This window comes from Undibacterium sp. Dicai25W (assembly GCF_049340505.1).
Lineage (GTDB): Bacteria > Pseudomonadota > Gammaproteobacteria > Burkholderiales > Burkholderiaceae_D > Undibacterium > Undibacterium jejuense.
In genome coordinates, this window is record NZ_JBMPOQ010000023.1 from 21,065 (window position 1) to 40,082 (window position 19,018).

Consider the following 19,018-nt stretch of genomic DNA (forward strand, 5'->3'; position numbering starts at 1 on the left):
TCACCTAGATCGGCGCCGAGTTTGCAACTCCGCCAGATTGGTAGGAGCTCCTAGTAATTCAAGCACGCCAAGAACGAAAACAAAGTAAAGATACCTAGGCGCAAAAATCGGCGTAACGCAAAAAAACACCAGAAATATCACGGCTACAAAAAGCAAGTCAGAGTTGATGGATATTTTTCTTTTTAAAAAAAGTATCAAAAAAATTATAAACGTTACTGCGCAATGCCCTGCTACAAATAAATCGTTATACAGTTCGACAGGGTTTAATATTTTATCAACTTTAAACCCCATACCAAACAATAAGTGAAAGGCTTTGAGCGGGAATATCAAAAAATAAAAACCACTATTCTGCATTTCTAAAACACGCTCAAATAACCCACTACCGCCGTCCTCATAATTTTCATTCGATAACTGTACGTACAACAATATGGGCTCAATGATGGGTTGGACTGCAAGATACACTACTGAAATCACAACTAGCATCGCAAGTAGCAACTTTACTCTGCTTGAAATCATGTGACGCCACCTGATAATTAGCATCAACACCATGTAAAAAATCCCCAGTTGCCATCGCACCAACAAGCAAAAGCAAAATGCAATTAAAGCTAAAAAAAGGGACTTCCTCAAATACGCGTTCAAAGCCAAGGCCAAAAACGGGAACAGAAAAATTTCCTTGTTTACTGCAAGGAGGCTCGATACTGTTAGCGGACTAAGCATTAAAAATATTCCGAGGTGTAATGAATTGAGCTTTAACTTCCTCGCAATCTCGATAACTGACACGGCAAAGACGCACACATTGAAAAGTAATATTAAATAGTTATTCCCTTGAAAAACATTTAATACCAGCAGTGGCCCTAGATAATTTCCATCCACCCTAATTATCGCCCCGTTATCATCCTCGCCGCGGAAGGTCTTAATATAAGTGTTTGAATCTGCAAAGAACTGGAGTGGCGGAAACGTCTCCTCCAGCTGAACATTTCCAACCATATATAAAAAAACTAAACCTAGTATGCAAAACGCAAGCAATAGCACAGCCAATGAAAAATTGCTTTTTTTTATTTTTAAAAAAATATCAAATTTATCCATCAGGAAAGCCCTTGATTGATAAGAAAATTATTAAAATTCTTCTTCCAATTTGCGACCCAGATATGTTCCACATCAAATCTTTCTTCGCGGATTCCGACATTCAAATGCGTTAATTTCTGCAACAGTGTATCAACTGAATCAAATGTCTCAAAGGGATGGCTTGGGTATCCGAAGCGGGATTTTGGTGTATCCCAGATCAATATTCTCTCCACAATCCCAACAGCTTCGAACAGACCGGTAGATACCTCGCTCACCACGGTATGGGCAGTCTTGAGTGACTGATAAATGTCAGCATTAGTATCAATCTGGAATCCAGCACTCTCTGTCTTACTCATCTGCAATGCGCGAGTTCTCTCAAGCGGGTGCGGACGGAGCACAACCCTCAGGTTCATCGCCTCGGCGTGGCTTCGCAAGCTGCGTGCCAAATCGAGGTACAAATTGAATTCAATTCCATCACTCAAAATCAACAAATCAGTCTGAGCTTCTTTTTGAACCCCAAGCCCATCAATTCGTGCACTTCGATGTGGGTTGCCGACTGCCCACTTTTGGACAGGTGCATTGATTTGATCATTCCACCACTTGCCATAACCCAAAAAATGATCCGGGAGAGTACGTTTGTAGATGGCACTATTTTGAATAGTAGGTGCGAAATTATATGCATCATGGCCTGAAGAAACGGCGCCATGCTGGTACTCCGCAGTACAAATACCCAAAGACTTAGCTGCTGCAATCAGACTTGCGGCCGGACCATAACATCCTGCCCCCACCATCAACAGTTGCGGAAGAACGCGTTCCAACAACCTAGCATAGGCGCCATACTGCCACGGCATAGATGCAGCCTTACGTGCGAGCGTGCTGATCAATGCCTTTCGGCGCTCTGCATCCAGCTCCCAACCCATATGCATTTGTGCACGATCACTGATCAGTTGTACCAGCTCTTTCGCTTGCTTGTAATGAGCGGCCTGGACACACATTTTCCCGCGAACAGCATTCATAGCCTGCCATGGCGCATGCATGACCATGCGGCCGTGATGTCGTGGAAATGGCCAACGCCATTCGAAATGATCAGCCAGCACCAGTGTGTCCGCCGGTCTAGCCGCTACGAAATGGTCAGTCAGGCGATTGAACCACTTTCCATCTACCATTTGATCAGCAACACCTTCGGCCGTAATACAGATGTTAGCGCGTCCGCCTTCGCTAGCCAACTGTCGTGAATTGTGGAGAAGCGAACGCAGCATAGTGCTCGCAGAGCGTGTCAACGACTTCGGAGCGTTCGAGGTGCCAGTTAGACGTACGCCGTAAAGTAAGTCAGACATCATCATCCGAAACACCATTACTCGAATTTGCGGCCAAAGTGGCAAACCAGTTGCACTACAACAAAACTCCAATAATGCCGAGTCATCCTCAATAACCAAAAGGTCGTTCAGGGCGAGGCTCTGTACAGAGTGCATAGTCATGAGTTCTCTCGCTTAACGCGAATGAGGTGCGCCGGAACTCCCCCCCAAATTTCTGATGAAGGTACTGATCTCGTGACTACAGAGTTAGCACCGATAACTGCATTTTCACCAACTGTCACTCCTGGACCAATGTAGGTGTTGGCACCAATCCAAACGCCATCGCCTATCAACACTGAGCCGACCAAACTTGGGCCCGGACCTTTCCTGAAATCCGCATCCGCTTGTACTGTGGAAGTGTAGACCCGTACATTATGCGAGATACTGCATTTCGCACCGATGCGAATGGTCTCACCAGAAGTCGCCTGCAAGCTGCAAAGCTCGCCAACATAACTCCCCTCTCCCAGTTCAATACGGCCAGAGCCATAGAATTGGATTCCTGCACCATTGAACCGGAAGCTCGGCGCAATGCAGTACTGCTGCCGATAGCCTCGATACACGGTGCTCCAGAAGAACATTCGTAGACGCAATAGTAAATTGGATAGTAATCGCCACATCATCGTGCTCTCCAAGAGCGGGCCAAAACACGCAGTGCAAGAACCGGACGTTGCCAAGGCATAGGCTTAACGCGCACTGACAATAGCCACACTGCTAATAGAAGCGTGGCCTGACTTGCGCAATAAGACAATGCAGCGCCCAGCACTCCATAGTTCGCAACAGCCCAAGGCGCCAAAACCGCCGTGATACCACATGCAGTTAGTGTCGCCACACTGATCCATTCCGTTTTACTGGTGAAGAAAAAGAGGCCAGCCACATTCAAGTATGCGCCAGTTAGCGCTCCACCAAGTAAGAACCAGATCGTAAGGTCAATCGCAGCCAAATACTTCGCACCCAACAAAACCCCGCCGCCGACCAACAACATGGCCCAGAGCGCGAGTGCCATCAGCAACCAAGCGGGTACACTCAAATAGCTCAAGGCCACTACTCTCAGACGATCACGCGCAGTGTTACGAGCCAGCATGCGATACATCTGAGGGGTAAACGCCTTGGTTACTGCGTCAGCGAGTACGTTGATTACTAGCCCAAGTTGCGACGCTGCGCCATACACTCCGAGCGTTTCGGTGCCAAGTTGCGCCGATACCGCGAAGCGGTCGAGGCTACCCAGCAAAGCTCCTGCCATCGCATGTGGTATCAGCGGCACACCGAATCGCAACAAGGCTGCTGCCGAAACGTAACTAGGCTTGCTGCTCCCGACAAGACGGGACAGCGACAGGACGCTGAAACCTGCTATAGCAAGTCCTGCAACCACGGCGCCACCGATCCGGCCAATGCTCCCCCAACCGAACAGCAGCACAGCTGCCAGAGAGAATGCCACACCCAGTACTGCTGAAACTACCTGCAGCGCGGCAGCAGGCAAAGCTTGATTGCAGCTTTGCCATACAGCGAAGCGCATTCCCTGCAATGCCATGCAGCCTGCCAGGACAGCCGCCATTCCACATGTCGCGGCGCTCAGATTGATGCCGACAACCGGCCCGAGCAATGCGGCGAGGCCGGTCGTAAGTATCGTCGTGAAAATCACTAGCAGCATGGCGGTCCGTGTATAGCCACGGGGATCTCCCTTGCTGGAATCAAGCCATCGCACGCCGACGGCGCCATGGAGACTCAGACCCGCCATCGCAGTAGCAACCGAAACCAGCATAAAGAACGATACAACTTCACCATACTCGGTCGGTGAAAGTGCGCGCGTGAGCACCGGGAGCAACATGAATGGCACACCTGCAGCCATCACGTTAGCGAGGCCATATACCGCTCCAGAACGGAGTAACTGTAACAACATCGAGATGCGCCCTTCAGCTGCGCATGAAGGCTGCGAGCATTCGCAGCCCCTCAGGGCCACTCTTCTCAGGATGGAACTGGCAACCAACTACTGCGCCACGCTGGATTGTAGCGGCTATACTGTGCCCACCATAATTACAATATGAAACCAGATGGCTCTGGTCATCGGTTTCGACAGCAAATGAGTGAACCAAGTAGACCGAGCTTCCTGGCGCTGTGTCAACGAGCAGGCTGCCTTGCCAGTCTGCGTGTTCCGGGCGATGCAACGCACTCCAACCGATATGGGGAATCTTAAGCGCTACGCCATTGGTAGCCATTTGCGGAATCGCCCGGGCACGGCCAGGAATCAGATCAAGCCCCTTATGCTCGCCGAACTCCTCGCTGGTTGTGACCAGCATCTGCATTCCTAAACAGATGCCCAGTAATGGCCGGTCAGACTCAGCGTAACGTCGGATTGGATCCACAAGTCCACGTTCGCGTAGTTCATGCATACCATCTGCAAATGCACCAACACCAGGAAGCACTAGGCGCTCGGCGTGTTCTATTTCAGAGGGATCGTGCGACAACACGACCTTGGCTCCACAATGCTCAAAGGCACGAGCGACGCTTAGTAAATTGCCTAGGCCGTAATCAATTAGGGTAACAGTATTGCTCATGGTTTTCTTACGTCTAAATTTGCATCGCGAGCGGCTGCACGGATGTCAGCCAGCGTAGCGCGGCCATAATGCAAGATATCGGCCATGGCAATGGCACTAGCCTGGCCATCACGAACAGCATTTGCTATGTCACGAGGCTGCCCCATGCCACCACTGGCAATTACCGGCACGGGAACGACAGACGCCACTGCAGCAATCAGGTCCGTATCAAAACCTTCACGTGTACCTTCGTGGTCCACTGAAGTCAGGAGAATCTCACCAGCGCCGAGTTCAACACCACGCTGCGCCCACTCGACAACGTCGAGCCCCGTGGGTTCGCGACCGTTGTCAGTGAATGCCTCCCACTTACCTACGGATGTACGCTTGGCTTCGATCGACAGCACCATACACTGTGAGCCGAACTTTCGCGCCACTTCACGGATAAGTTCGGGACGCTTGGTAGCTGCAGTGTTGATGCCGACCTTATCGGCTCCAGCGCGCAGCATTTCGCGCACATCATCCACGGAACGTAAGCCGCCCGTTACCGTGAGTGGCACAAAAACATCCTGCGCTGTGCGGCGTACGATGTCATGCAGACTGTTGCGTCCGTACAGGCTGGCTACGACGTCTACGTATAACAGTTCATCCGCCCCATCTTCGTAGTACTTGCGTGCAAAGGCCTGTGGATCACCAATCACACGAAGCCCTTCAAGGTGAATACCTTTGATGAGGTTTTTCCCCTTTACATCGAGGCGTGGAATTAGCCGCGTGGGCATCATACAGCGGACCCCATATCGTCCCAAGGTGTACGGCGCAGGCACCACTCGCCGTCTTTTACCTTCCACAGATGCGGGGAACGGAAACGATCGCACAGCGCTAAAAATTCATCTCGCGACATGCTGATGTAGTCGAGAAATTCCTTTTCATACCGAGCAGGGTATTCACCTTCGTAACGGCGCATCAGGGCCATGGCCTCTTCTTTGTCGATGTGATGGTTACGGATCTCCTGTGCCGAATCCATCATTGCACGGCCGACACCAAACTTAATCCAACGGGTGAAGTAGAAGAAACCATCCACTTTATCGTCAAGACTGTTGTACTTAGAATAAGTGCCTTCAGTGCGCAAAGGATTGGCCTCGAAACCGGTATTTTCCACAGCGTAATAATAAGCCTCTTGCGGCACCCATTTTTTGTAATAACCCAGGTACTTAAAGTCTATGCCCTTGCGGTGCAGAACGTCTGGATCCATTGGCAAGTAACTCTTTAGATCAGCCATCGCCACGCCCTCATCAAGGTATTCACCGATTGCTTTGCCTCCAAGCAAAACATCGCGAACATCCTTGCCGCGCAGGTAGTCCAGAGAGAATCCTTCGCTTTCCGCAGCCTCTGTGCCCTTAGCATAACTCGAAGTCTTGTGAGATATCTTCTCACCGTACTCGCCGGGCATCTCACCGTAGAAAATCAGTGGAATGTTGAACTGCGCAGCCATTTTCGCTACAAATGTCTTCTGACCCAAGATAAAAGGTTGGAACGGATGCAGCAAATTGATCGTGGCGTTACGGGTAAGCAACCGGTGGATCTTGCCATTTGGTGTGAACAGGTAGTTATCGAAACCACCTACGTGCAGCCACTGTTGGAAGTTCTTCCAACCGATGTCGGTATACAAGTGTGGAGACCATGTCACCGTCAGTGGGTTCATGCCATACTTATACTTCAGCAAGTGAGACTGCATCGCACTATCTTTGCCCCCACTGCCACCGACTATACAGTCGTAGGTGCCATCGTTCTTGCGATACTTATTACACAGCTCAATAAGTTCTCTCTCACGCTCATCCCAATCAATCTCGCCATCTTCTTTGAGTATATTGAAACGGCAGGCGTGGCAGACACCTTCCTCATCAAAGCTTAGCGTGGTTTTCGTGGAACTCTTACCGTGCGCATATTCATTGCTCGACATTGGCTGCTGATTTGACATGTTGCACATTTTACAAAATGCAACATGACGAGGTAGTCCGTAAAGAACATCAAGCTCATTTTCTGACTTGGTAAAACGACTAAGGTCGGTACTTGGGTGCGGGCCAATTTTCATTTGCTTTCCTTAAAAATTCAGTTTTCGTGTAAAAGTTGCAACAACTGACCGGCGAGGCGAAGATCTGCCGGAGTATCAATATCAATAGAACGCTCAGATGGCATCTGGTAAGCGACAGTTTTTGGAGAAATGAAGCTTCGTTGTTCCCTAAGCCACTTGGTGTCTGCGGCATAAATCGCACCATTCAAGCACCAAGCACTGGGAAGATCCTGACGTCTCAGAGACTGACCAGCCGATGGTTTTGCATATGGCGTAAGGGTACCTTCATCGTTAATCTCGAAAGTCAAGTATGGATGATCTTCTGAGGGCCGAACACTTACAACAGCTGGTGCACTTTGCATAATATTCAGACATGCTTCGATGTCCACAGCAGTCCGTAATGGTGATGTCGGCTGAAGCAGTACAACAACATCAAAATCTGGCAACTGCTCCAAAGCATGATACACAACATCCATGCTTGACGACTCATCCGTTGCTAACTCCTGTGGTCTTACAAATGGAACGGCACATCCGAAACGCGCAGCCACTTCAGCAATGGTGGGATCGTCACTAGATAGCACAATAGTGTCAATACCAGGGCACGCTTTAGCAGCCTCGATAGTCCAGGAGATTAACGGCTTTCCCGCTAAGTCTACGATATTCTTCCCTGGTATGCCTTTTGATCCACCTCGAGCAGGGATTAATGCAAGTACTTTGCGCGCACCAATCATCTGAACACCTCATGGAAGTCATGATTTGCTCGTTCAAAGTCCGACGGTTGACCAATATCGAGCCAGTAGCCATCCACATGATGGGAGCGGGCATAAAGGCCCTTCTCCGTAATCGTATCGAAGAGCGTTGGCATATCGAAAAACTGATCCCGCGGAACCAGCTTTAGAGCCGATGGCGACAACACGTACATGCCAGCACTCACTATGAACTGGTGAACGGGTTTCTCAACAACACTGGAAATACGCCCCTCTTTTTCCTGAACTACACCAAATGGCACCTGCATCTCGTATTTACGTACTCCCATCGTTGCATCAGCACGTGTTGCCAGATGATCCTCGATCATCGCAGCATAGTTCGCTTTTGTTAGCAAATCTGCATTGGTCACCACAATTGGATGATCGATCTCTGCCGGAAGCAAACTCAATGCACCAGCTGTGCCCATACGCTGTTGCTCACGCAGATAATGCACTTCGATTCCGAATCTGGAACCGTCACCGAAGTGTGCTTCGATTTGTTCTGCTTTATAGTTCACCGCAAGGTAAAAGCGGTGGAAACCTTGTTCGGAGAACGAACGGACGATAGTCTCCAGAATCGGGCGAGAGCCAACGTTCAGCATTGGCTTGGGTGTTTCCCGCGTCAATTCCTTCAGCCGGCTACCCAAGCCACCGGCCATGATGACCACAGACTCTTCACGGGAAGGTGCATTCAGGTAGTCATCAACTGTCTCTAACCCGACAATGTGCCCGTCGCTATCAACGATAGGTAACTGGTGAAAGCCATGAAGCTTCATCAGGCCTAATCGTGTTTCCCGATCTTCGTGATTGCGTACCACCGTCGGAGTCGTGTGCATGGCTTCCGATACTGGCGTGTCGAGCGTTACCCCACGTAATAAAGCGCGGCGGGCATCGCCATCACTCAGCGTGCCCAGCAAGCGACGTTCGCCATCCACTACCAGTGCCATTTGGCAGCCGACGTCGTTAATCGTCTGCAGCGCTTCTCGCAATGAGAGCGACGGTGCTATAAGCGTATTTTGCCAATTCTTCATGTTAAAAACGGAAGACTTTAAAGCCAACCTTGGCGCATGCTTCGCGATCAAACAGACTCTTGAGGTCACCTAAGATCGGTTGCTTTTCAGATCTACAAAACGCACGCAATACCTCAGGCTGCATGGCCTTAAATTGTTCATGCCCCACCGCCACGATCAATGAATCCACCTTGTTCTGGTCATCGATCACGCCTAGTTTGATGCCGTATTCGTGCTTCACTTCATCAGCATTGGCCCATGGGTCTGTCACCACAACCTTTACGCCCCAATGGGAGAGTTCTTTGACTAAGTCGGCGATCTTGCTGTTACGTATATCCGGACAATTTTCCTTGAAAGTGATGCCCATCACGCCCACAGTGCTGTTAGAAACGTCAATGCCATTCTTCAACATCAGTCGGATGATATTTCGAGCAGCATAGCGTGCCATATTGTCGTTAATACGTCGTCCTGCCAGAATGACCTGAGGAAGATAACCTGCTTGCTCAGCCTTGTGTGTCAGGTAATATGGATCTACCCCAATGCAGTGTCCACCTACCATCCCAGGACGGAATGGCAAGAAATTCCATTTTGTGCCGGCAGCCTCGAGTACTTCCGTGGTGTCGATACCTAAGCGGTCAAAGATAACGGACAACTCATTGACAAAAGCGATGTTCAAGTCGCGCTGGCTGTTCTCGATCACTTTTGCAGCTTCAGCTACCTTCAGACTGCTGGCCTTCCATGTGCCCGCCTTGATGATCTCCCGATACAGCGCGTCGACAGCCTCAGCCACTTCAGGCGTACTGCCGCTGGTGATCTTCCTGATAGTAGTCAGGGTGTTAACCTTATCGCCCGGGTTGATACGCTCGGGGCTATAACCGCAGAAGAAGCCTTCGTTGAATTTCAGGCCTGACTCTTTTTCCAGGATGGGCACGCAGACTTCCTCAGTACAGCCAGGGTAGACTGTCGATTCGTAAATGACGATAGCACCCGCCTTCATTGCTTTGCCGACTGTTTCGCTAGCCTTGATGATCGGCGTCAAATCAGGGCGATTGGCAGTATCAATCGGAGTCGGCACGGTAACAATGAAAACGCCACAATCAGCAAGCTTGCTGCGGTCGCTGCTAAACTCCAAACGGTTTGCAGACACCAGCTCTTGCGGAGTCACTTCCAGCGTACTGTCTTTACCAGAACGCAATTCTGCAATACGGGCATCATTTATATCGAAGCCCAAAACTGGCTTTATTTTTCCGAATTCAACAGCAAGTGGCAGACCAACATAACCAAGACCGACCACAGCAATTTTTTTATTTTCTAATTCCATCAAAACTTTCTCCAGTTGCCGATGCAAATCATTTTTTAATTCCAATTTCTGGTGTCATTCGGGATGTCGTAAAACGACTTTTTTAACAAATTATCGATGGGATACGTACTCAAGACCTCTACGATTTTCTTGCTAGCGCCTCCATTACCGTAAGGGTTGACAGTTTGACCCAGCATCGATCGAAACTCAGGATCGTACAGCTTCGCCAGTGCTTCACTTATGCTGTCTACCGTGGGAGCACAGTCTATAACGCTGCTGGCAGCCAGCCTACCCTTTTGCCGATCGCCGATATTGATAGTGCCAACGCCCATGCTAGGTGCCTCGGCCAGTCCACTCGACGAATTCCCAACCACGCCATCCACATACTGCATGCATGAAAGATAGCGCAGCTGGCCAAGCGAGGCGTACACACGCGCATTGCTGTGAGATGCAACAAAGGCATCCACCATCGCTGCCAATTCCCTGCCGCCTGTATCGGCATTCGGCATGGTAAAAATCAGATTGGTTTCAGTCAATCCACCCAAGGCAGTAAGAAGCTCGGCCATCTGCTGTTGCGAGCTTACTCCTTCCAAGGTAACCGGATGAAATGTAATGAGCAGGTTTTTACTGCCCAACTTGAAGTCCAGTGAAGCCTCCAACGCTTCGCGCTCAAGCAAAGTAATGCGCTTGATCGCATCAATTCCCAGTCCACCGACTAGAAATACACGTTCGGGCTGCTCACCGAGCTGTATCACTCGCCGCCGATATTCATCCGCGGCAACAAAATGGAGGTGCGACATCTTTGTGATGGAGTGGCGAATAGCTTCGTCAAAAGCTCCTTCAGTTGTTTCTCCACCATGCAAATGAGCTACCGGAATACCAGCAATCAGAGCCGCAGAAGCGGCAGCAAGAATTTCGAAACGATCGCCCAATACGACAATCAGGTCTGGTGCCAAGCGCGCGTAGGCATCGGCAAAACCAATCAAACCAAGGCCCATGGATTTAGTCACAGCGGTAGCAGTATCCGCACTCAGCAGCATCTCTACCTTGGCATCAATCGAGAAACCAGCCTGCTCGACCTCACGATAAGTGAGACCGAATTCAGGCGAGAGATGCATGCCAGTAGCAATCACCTGCAGCTCTAAGGCCGGATCGTTTTGTACTTCTTGCATAAGCCAGCGCAACAAGCCGAATTCTGCCCGTGTACCGGTGATTACACAGATCTTTCGACTCATAGCGCAATTAATTCGTCAACGGCGAAATCTTTGATCGCGGTACGGCCAATCACCTCATCCCAGCGCATTGGAGACAAACCCGTTCCCGGACGTTTAGCACCCATGTTGTCCGCGCTAAAAGTATCCCCTGCACGAATCGGACGAATTGCGACCAGCGACTTGCGCGCGATAGGCTTGTTTTTCAGCTCACTGACGCTGGGGCGTTTGACACCATCGCCAAGCGCTCTCTCAATATTGCGAATGCCGTCGACCATCGCCTTGAGTTCATTCGGCTCCAGGCTGGCTTTGTGGTCAGGGCCAGGCAAATTACGATCCAACGTAAAGTGCTTTTCGATGATGGTTGCGCCCAGCGCGACCGCTGCGATTGGAATTTCAATGCCAGGGGTGTGATCCGAGTAGCCTGTATTCACACCAAACGCCTGCTTCATCGAAACCATCGCACGCAGGTTCACATCTTCCATTGGCGTCGGATATTCCGTCGTGCAGTGGAGGACCGTGATCAAGTGACGGGGCGTGCCGGCCTCCACTGCAGCCTCAATCGCGGCTTCGATTTCGCCAAGATTTGCCATCCCGGTCGACAACATCAAAGGCTTGCCGACGCGGGACATATAGCGCAGCAATGGTAGGTTTGTCAGTTCTCCGGATGGTATCTTTATTTGCTCAAGGCACCCCAACTCCATGAGCAAATCAAAGCTCTGGAAATCAAAGGCGGTTGAAAAGAAACCTATTCCGTGTGCGCGGCACTCTTCAATCAGAACAGCATGGTCTTCTCTCGACAATTCAAGCTTTTGAATCATCTCAAGCTGACTCTCGCTGCTCGCTGTCGTCTTCTTCTGATATTCAGCTTTTGGGGCTGAAGCGGAAACAAGATTTGATGCTTTAAAGGTTTGGAACTTGACCAGATCAGCCCCTGCAGCAGCAGCGGCGGCAATTAATTTCTTCGCAAGCTCGATGTCGCCGTTATGGTTTACACCGGCTTCAGCGATGATCAATGTTCTCATTTGATTCTCCTGGCGGGAACGCCGATATATACCGCATTCGGGTCACAATCATTCACGACAACGGCACCAGATCCAATGATGGTATCTGCCCCAATCTGACGCTTCATACTTTCATTTCCCTGATTAATCGCAACACCAGACCCGATCCAGGAACGGGTTCCAATATGAACATTGCCAGTGACATGTGCACCAGGCGCCACATAAACGCAGTCATCGATCACTACGTCGTGACTGATAGTTGAATTCAGATTGAAGATGCAAAAATCTCCTACCTGAATATTATTGGTGAAGCGCACCCCTGCACAAACGATAACTCCCCGTCTGGATTCGATTAGTTCGCGCTGCCCCCTCCCAAAGGAGGCACTCGGGTGGATAAGATTGACAAAATTCAGACGCTCGCCATAGCGCTGCGCAATGCGTTGGCGGATACTACTATCCCCGATGCCAATCACGTAACCCAGATCCAGATAACTATCGATATCGCATTCGAGCACTACCCGGTCAGAGAATGAGTACGCATCCAATTCGGCTTGATCTCTAGCCACATAGACCGGCTCATACCCAAGCGCCCAAGCGATATCGCCAGCTTCCCTCGCCATGCCCGACGTACCAAAAACACCGATCTGCTTCATCTAACGTTTTCCACTGGCAACACACTGCTCGGCAAGTTGACGACACGCGCCTCAAGCCATTCAGCTTGGGTCAAATCACCTTTGCGGCAGTGGGCGTAAATCGGCAAGTGGTTCATCAGAGCCCAAATCGGACGAGTCATCACGCCCTTCTCATTCGTGGCTTTGAGCAAAGTATCGCGCTGCTCACGACTGTCGCAAATGATCGCGTTAAGCCAATAATTCGAGCGACAGTCAGCTGGCTCTGTCACGAATTGGAAGTCGCTACCACTGAAGTGATCTGCATAGCGCGCGGCCAGAGTACGCTTGTTGGCGATGAAGGCTTCCAGCTGTTCAAGCTGGGCACAACCAAGTGCGGCATTGAGGTTAGGCAGACGGTAGTTGTAGCCAACCTCATCATGTACATATTCGTAGGGATGAGGCTGCTTAGCGGTCGTCGTTATGTGCTTCGCGCGAATTCCCAGAGCCTCGCCTGCCAAAACCATACCGCCGCCGCCAGTGGTGATGATCTTATTACCATTAAAACTTAAGGTACCGACAACGCCTAAGGTGCCGGTATGCCGGCCTTTGTAGAAGCTACCAAGCGATTCGGCCGCATCTTCAACGAGAGCAAGCTTCCAACGGGAGCAAACTTCCAGCAATCCATCCAGATCGGCTGGATGGCCAAAAGTATGCATAGGCAAGCAAGCGCGAACAACTTGATTAGTGTCACGCGTGCGGCACACACCCTCATAGTCTATTCGTGCGTTATCGTCAAGCCAGACTTCGAGCGCCGCAGGCGACAACCCCAAAGTATGACGATCCACATCAACAAAAACGGGCTCTGCGCCACAGTAGGCGATGGCATTGCATGTGGCCACAAAAGTCAGCGGTTGCGTGATGACCAGATCACCGGGCTTAACCCCAACCAACTGTAATGCGATATGGAGTGCAGCTGTTCCATTGACCGTGGCAACTGCCCGAGGGCTGCCAGTGTATGCCCCCATATCACGCTCGAATCGATCCACGTAAGCACCCACGCTGGAAACGAAGGTTGAATCGATCGTATCAGAGACGTAATTCCGCTCCTGCCCGGCAAAGACAGGGGCATGGAGTGGAATGAATTCATCGGTGCGATATTGGTCGCGGACAAAACGGATAAGGGAATCAAGCATAGGCTTAGACGTTGTAAATTTCGGTTTTGTATTTAGCCAGATTTTCTGGGCGAGTAAACCAGTCTATGGTTGCCTGTAGGCCAGCGCGAATATCGTACTTCGGTTCAAATCCGGTAAGTTCACGGATTTTCGTGTTATCACCCCAAAGACGGAAGACCTCTGATTTACCAGGGCGCAAACGCTGTTCGTCTGCGAGGAATTCCACGTCACTGTTCATCAGTTCACGGATCAAATTGAGGGTATCACCCACCGAAATTTCAAAATTGGACCCAATATTGACCGTTTCGCCAATCGCCTTATCGCAACGGGCCAGCTCAAGGAAGCCGCGGCAAGTGTCAGCAACGTAATTGAAGTCGCGCGTTGGCGTCACGTCGCCGAGTTTGATTTGGTTCTTTCCGCTCGCGATCTGACTGATGATGGTTGGAATAACGGCACGTGCAGATTGGCGCGGACCATAGGTATTAAATGGACGGGCAATAGTCAGTGGCAAATCGAAAGCGTTGAAGAAACTCATCGCCATGGCATCGGCGCCGATCTTAGAGGCACTATAAGGCGACTGCGGCTGAAGCGGGTGCTTCTCATCGATTGGAACATACTGAGCCGTACCGTACACCTCACTGGTGGATGTATGAATAACGCGCTTCACGCCATTATCCAGAGCAGCCTGGCAAATATTGAGCGTGCCTTTGACGTTAGTATCCACATAGCTATCCGGTGCTACGTAGGAGTATGGAATTGCAATCAATGCAGCCAGGTGAAATACAACATCCACATCTTTGGTGATGTGCTTGCAATAATGCGGGTCACGCACATCACCATTAATGACCTCAATTTCATTGCGACACTCGACGTCTTCCAGCCAGCCCCAGTAGTTGAACGAGTTGTACTGCGACAAAGCCTTTACTTTATACCCCTCTCTAACAAGAAGCTCAGTGAGGTGAGAGCCAATAAAGCCATCGGCTCCAGTTACTAAGACATTGCGCATTTGGATTCCCATTTCTAAATTTGCCTTACACATACCATTCAGTCATCAAAAATTTCACAATATTACAAATTTGATAACTTCGATAACGTTTCCTGCTATGACAGCTACACTAAGAACAATCTGACTTAGTCGGTCGCGCAGATACTTGATCGTTGAATTCACACTCTCCTTCAAGCTCCTCAATCTCCGCCTTTAGCAAGTCGTATTCTTCAATCTTGCGCAGTAGGAACCGATGGGTAAGTGCGGCCTTTTCAGCCAAGCCATCGGGCGTGAGAACGTAGACGTACCCAAACTTGTTCTTGGATTGACTAAAGTTCTGCATCTTTACCAAGCCTTTTTCAATCAGTGCTTTAAGGCAGTAATTTAGCCCACCGACACTCACCCGCAACCTCTCGGCGAGCTCACGTTGCGTGAGGTCTGGGTTTTCTTGCAGAATACGCATAAGCCGAAAATACGCATCTTCCTGCATCTTAGCTTGACGACTTGTCATAAAATTAACCAATTTCTTCTGCAACATGCGGAATTAAATTGCACCCTAGACATGATACCGTCCCGCAATATAATGCTCAGCAAGCGCGACCGCTAGAATTTGCAAAATTTGTTCTGTACAAAGTTGAACAATTGTACACTATCAAACTCACTTGAGTTACGCCGACCAAAAATATTTTGGGTTTTGTCAAGATAAGGAACTAAAGTTTAGTTAAAGCAGCTCATTCCATTAGAGCCAATTAGACTAATCTTCCATATGTATCTTCAAACCTGATGATATCGTTTTCACCCAAGTAACTCCCCGACTGAACCTCGATAATTTCCAGAGGTACAACACCTGGATTCTTTAATCGATGAACTTCGCCCAAAGGAATATACGTAGACTGATTCTCGGTCAACAAAATCACTTTCTCGCCGCATGTGACTTCAGCAGTCCCTTTGACAACGATCCAGTGTTCTGCACGATGGTGATGCTTTTGCAGGCTCAGGCTGGCACCGGGTTTTACTTGAATACGCTTTACTTTAAATCGTTCTGCCTCATCAATGCTGTCGTACCACCCCCAAGGACGGAACACTTTGCGATGCAAAGTATGTTCTTCGCGACCCTGCGCTTCTAATGCATTCACGATTTGTTTTACTTGCTGGCTTTGACTGCGATTAGCAACCATTACTGCGTCTGCAGTTTCTACGATCACCAAATTATCGACACCGACTGCAGTGACTAAGCGGCTGGATGCGTAAATTAAACTATTAGTAGTATCTGCTTGAAAAGCATCGCCCTTCATCAGGTTGCCATTAGCATCATGTGCGCCGACCTGCCAGACAGCATCCCAGGCGCCGAGGTCATTCCAGCCTGCGGCCAGCGGCACCATGTTGATGGTAATACCTGAACCCGGGCATTTTTCCATGACGGCATAGTCGATGGATTCGCTAGGGATGTCTGCGAACGCTACTTTAGTTGGGCGAATGAATTGCGCGTCAGAACTACGATCTTGCCAGGATGCCTGTGTCGCTTCGGCGATATCAGGGCGGAATTGATTGAGCGCTTTGAGCCATGTACTAGCGCGCAAGACGAACATGCCGCTATTCCAGCAGTAGTTGCCGCTATCTATATATTGTTGTGCGGTTGTTGCGTCTGGCTTTTCTGCGAACTGGGCAACGCTGTATTCACCAAAGGTTTTAACATTACCTTGGTGTTTGATGTAACCGTAGCCAGTTTCTGGAGCCGTTGGCGTAATACCTAAAATGATAATAGCGCCATCAGCTGCGGCACGTACGCTTTGTTGCAAGGCTATTGTAAAGGCGGCTTGATCTGTAATGGTTTGGTCGGCAGGCGTCACGACTAAAATAGGATCTTCACCCTGCTCTGTCGCACGCAAGGCTGCCAGAGTCAAGGCCGGAGCGGTGTTGCGAGCGATGGGCTCAAGCAATAAAGTGGCATTGACAGTTTTGAGTTCACGCAATTGATCGAGTGCTAAAAAACGATGCTCTTCATTGGTGACGACCAGGGTCTCGTCAAGCGTAATGTCATGGCTAGTGATGGCATTGATGCGCTCAACTGCTTGCTGAAATAAACTGGTGGTGCCAGATAACACCAAAAACTGCTTAGGAAAACCAGAGCGTGACAAAGGCCATAAACGCGTACCTGAGCCGCCGCACAAAATCACTGGGGATACTTTTAACATGAGCTTTATCCTTCTATATCTTTTTACTTCAGATTCATTTTGGATTCACTTCTGACTGCAGTGATTCAATCAATGATCTCAGGTGCTCGTATTCATGCATTTTTTTTTGCAGAAAACGGGCAGTAATTTCGCTCTTTTCTATAATGCCTTTGGGAGTTAATAAATAGGCGTAAGCCAACTTATTTTTACTCCCCTGAAAATTCTGCATCTTTAGCCAACCTTTATCGAGTAAGGCTTTTAAGCAATAATTTGCCTTACCTAAACTCACCCCCAGTGCTGCGGCTATTTCACGCTGCGACATTTGCGGGTTAGCTTCCAGCAAGCGCATCACTTCCAGGTAGGCATCTTCATCATCAAATTTTTGGCGATACATACTTGCTTGGGATCTGTCTAAATAAAATATGCAGTTTTCGTTTAAGGCAATGACGTGAACCGGATGAACGCCAAAATCCACAAGCTCAATGACCACAAAATAAAATGCGTTCAACTAATGAACACGAAGTATAGCATTGTTTTATTTGCCATAAATTTTTATTCCGACTCATTGTATTCAAGCTAAATGACAATGTGATGAAATAAAAACCATTAGCCACAGATCAAAAAAGCATATCAACATCAACTAAGCAACATCAACTAAGCGCCCACGGCATTTGCCTTAGGGCACTTAGCTACATACTGTTTATTGCGCCTGCACTTGCTCACTAGTTTTGCCAAAACGACGCTCTCTTTTTTGAAACGACTCTATCGCTTCGTCAAGTGCTGCACCATCAAAATCAGGCCAGAAGGTATTGGTAAAATAGTATTCTGAATAAGCCAATTGCCATAACAAGAAGTTAGAAACCCTTGCCTCACCACCAGTTCGGATTAACATATCTGGATCTGGCGCATACGCCATCGCGAGGTTGGCACTCAACTGCTCTTCGGTAATATCGTCTTGCTTAACGCCTGAGGCAATTAACTTGTTGCAGGCATTCACGACATCCCAGCGACCACCATAGTTAGCGCAGATGGTTAGCGTCAAACCCGTATTGGCAGCAGTTTCTAATTCAGCATTGTGAACCATCGTTTGCAGATCTTGATCAAATTTACTCAGATCACCCACAACCTTGAGGCGGATATTGCGCTCACCCATCAATTTGATTTCGCCGATTAGGACTTTTCTGAAAAGCTGCATCAGCAGTGAGACTTCATCCGGCGGGCGACGCCAGTTTTCTGAACTGAAGGCAAATAGTGTCAGGTACTCAACGCCACGGTCAATGCAGGCGTTCACCACCTTATTGATCGTCTTTACTCCCTTGGCATGTCCAGCGAAGCGCGGCATGAAGCGTTTTGTAGCCCAACGTCCATTTCCATCCATAATGATGGCGATATGGCGTGGTACACCATTATTTTTTGCATTCACTGAAGCGCTATTATTTTTACTCATATTCTCGTTATCTTCTTTTTACCTGGCACAACTAGAGGGTAACTTAGGGTGCAAAACACACGCTCTTAAAGCCCCTGATAACTGAGCGGAAACCACTTGCGGCATTGCACAATTTAACAGTCTCCCATTTTATAATTAAAACAATCAATTGAAAATCAATTCTGTTGCATTATTGGCATCGTAATGTGAATTAAGTTTTGTATCTTCGTGTTTCGGGGCGAACTATGTTCAAAATATAGCTTATTTTATAAATCAAACCCGATCAGAGCTACAACATCTCAGATCTATAGCTGTATAGCTCTATATAGTCGCTGGTGACTGTAAGCAAGTCCTGACAAA

Annotated in this window: 19 protein-coding genes; all 19 read right to left on the reverse strand. The window is 49.1% G+C overall.

Going from position 1 to position 19,018, the window contains the following annotated elements; all coding sequences use genetic code 11:
- The 19 genes from ACO0KY_RS17525 to uppS all read right to left on the reverse strand — a co-directional run bounded on the left by ACO0KY_RS17525 (position 1) and on the right by uppS (position 18,679).
- Positions 1-1,086: a hypothetical protein gene (locus tag ACO0KY_RS17525; protein ID WP_423048193.1), complete on the reverse strand. Its 1,086-nt coding sequence runs from the start codon at positions 1,084-1,086 to the stop codon at positions 1-3.
- Positions 1,086-2,402, reverse strand: a complete 1,317-nt coding sequence (locus tag ACO0KY_RS17530; protein ID WP_423048195.1) for a hypothetical protein — start codon at positions 2,400-2,402, stop codon at positions 1,086-1,088. Before ACO0KY_RS17530 ends, ACO0KY_RS17525 begins: the two co-directional genes overlap by 1 nt.
- 137 nt (positions 2,403-2,539) lie before the next feature.
- On the reverse strand, positions 2,540-3,040 hold the full coding sequence (locus ACO0KY_RS17535; RefSeq protein ID WP_423048197.1) for an acyltransferase: 501 nt from the start codon (positions 3,038-3,040) through the stop codon (positions 2,540-2,542).
- Positions 3,037-4,317, reverse strand: coding sequence for a lipopolysaccharide biosynthesis protein (locus ACO0KY_RS17540; protein WP_423048199.1), 1,281 nt, complete (start codon positions 4,315-4,317; stop codon positions 3,037-3,039). The genes ACO0KY_RS17535 and ACO0KY_RS17540 overlap by 4 nt, the downstream gene beginning before the upstream one ends.
- Before the next feature lie 13 nt (positions 4,318-4,330).
- Positions 4,331-4,972, reverse strand: coding sequence for an imidazole glycerol phosphate synthase subunit HisH (gene hisH, locus ACO0KY_RS17545; protein WP_423048201.1), 642 nt, complete (start codon positions 4,970-4,972; stop codon positions 4,331-4,333).
- Positions 4,969-5,730: an imidazole glycerol phosphate synthase subunit HisF gene (hisF, locus tag ACO0KY_RS17550; RefSeq protein WP_423048203.1), complete on the reverse strand. Its 762-nt coding sequence runs from the start codon at positions 5,728-5,730 to the stop codon at positions 4,969-4,971. Before hisF ends, hisH begins: the two co-directional genes overlap by 4 nt.
- Positions 5,727-7,040, reverse strand: a complete 1,314-nt coding sequence (locus ACO0KY_RS17555; protein ID WP_423048205.1) for an N-acetyl sugar amidotransferase — start codon at positions 7,038-7,040, stop codon at positions 5,727-5,729. The genes hisF and ACO0KY_RS17555 overlap by 4 nt, the downstream gene beginning before the upstream one ends.
- Positions 7,041-7,057: 17 nt before the next feature.
- Positions 7,058-7,750 (reverse strand): cytidylyltransferase domain-containing protein, encoded by a 693-nt coding sequence (locus ACO0KY_RS17560; RefSeq protein ID WP_423048207.1) that lies wholly within the window; start codon positions 7,748-7,750, stop codon positions 7,058-7,060.
- Positions 7,747-8,796 (reverse strand): nucleotidyltransferase family protein, encoded by a 1,050-nt coding sequence (locus ACO0KY_RS17565; RefSeq protein ID WP_423048209.1) that lies wholly within the window; start codon positions 8,794-8,796, stop codon positions 7,747-7,749. Before ACO0KY_RS17565 ends, ACO0KY_RS17560 begins: the two co-directional genes overlap by 4 nt.
- Before the next feature lies 1 nt (position 8,797).
- On the reverse strand, positions 8,798-10,096 hold the full coding sequence (locus ACO0KY_RS17570) for a nucleotide sugar dehydrogenase (RefSeq protein ID WP_423048211.1): 1,299 nt from the start codon (positions 10,094-10,096) through the stop codon (positions 8,798-8,800).
- A gap of 35 nt (positions 10,097-10,131) precedes the next feature.
- Positions 10,132-11,310: a UDP-N-acetylglucosamine 2-epimerase gene (neuC, locus tag ACO0KY_RS17575; protein WP_423048213.1), complete on the reverse strand. Its 1,179-nt coding sequence runs from the start codon at positions 11,308-11,310 to the stop codon at positions 10,132-10,134.
- Positions 11,307-12,311 carry an N-acetylneuraminate synthase gene (gene neuB, locus ACO0KY_RS17580; RefSeq protein ID WP_423048215.1) on the reverse strand — a complete coding sequence of 335 codons (1,005 nt, stop codon included), beginning with the start codon at positions 12,309-12,311 and terminating at the stop codon, positions 11,307-11,309. The genes neuC and neuB overlap by 4 nt, the downstream gene beginning before the upstream one ends.
- Positions 12,308-12,943 (reverse strand): hypothetical protein, encoded by a 636-nt coding sequence (locus ACO0KY_RS17585; protein ID WP_423048217.1) that lies wholly within the window; start codon positions 12,941-12,943, stop codon positions 12,308-12,310. The genes neuB and ACO0KY_RS17585 overlap by 4 nt, the downstream gene beginning before the upstream one ends.
- Positions 12,940-14,094, reverse strand: coding sequence for a LegC family aminotransferase (locus tag ACO0KY_RS17590; RefSeq protein WP_423048219.1), 1,155 nt, complete (start codon positions 14,092-14,094; stop codon positions 12,940-12,942). Before ACO0KY_RS17590 ends, ACO0KY_RS17585 begins: the two co-directional genes overlap by 4 nt.
- Positions 14,095-14,098: 4 nt before the next feature.
- On the reverse strand, positions 14,099-15,079 hold the full coding sequence (locus ACO0KY_RS17595; protein WP_423048221.1) for an NAD-dependent 4,6-dehydratase LegB: 981 nt from the start codon (positions 15,077-15,079) through the stop codon (positions 14,099-14,101).
- 109 nt (positions 15,080-15,188) lie between these two features.
- The gene (locus ACO0KY_RS17600) at positions 15,189-15,569 is read right to left on the reverse strand and encodes a MarR family EPS-associated transcriptional regulator (protein ID WP_423048223.1); all 381 of its coding nucleotides are present in this window, start codon (positions 15,567-15,569) and stop codon (positions 15,189-15,191) included.
- Positions 15,570-15,807: 238 nt separating this feature from the next.
- Positions 15,808-17,253: a mannose-1-phosphate guanylyltransferase/mannose-6-phosphate isomerase gene (locus ACO0KY_RS17605; RefSeq protein WP_423048225.1), complete on the reverse strand. Its 1,446-nt coding sequence runs from the start codon at positions 17,251-17,253 to the stop codon at positions 15,808-15,810.
- A 34-nt stretch (positions 17,254-17,287) separates the two neighbouring features.
- Complete coding sequence (locus tag ACO0KY_RS17610; RefSeq protein WP_423048227.1) at positions 17,288-17,626, reverse strand: MarR family EPS-associated transcriptional regulator; 339 nt, start codon at positions 17,624-17,626, stop codon at positions 17,288-17,290.
- A 306-nt stretch (positions 17,627-17,932) separates the two neighbouring features.
- Positions 17,933-18,679 carry a polyprenyl diphosphate synthase gene (uppS, locus tag ACO0KY_RS17615; protein WP_423048229.1) on the reverse strand — a complete coding sequence of 249 codons (747 nt, stop codon included), beginning with the start codon at positions 18,677-18,679 and terminating at the stop codon, positions 17,933-17,935.
- Positions 18,680-19,018 lie beyond the last annotated feature (339 nt).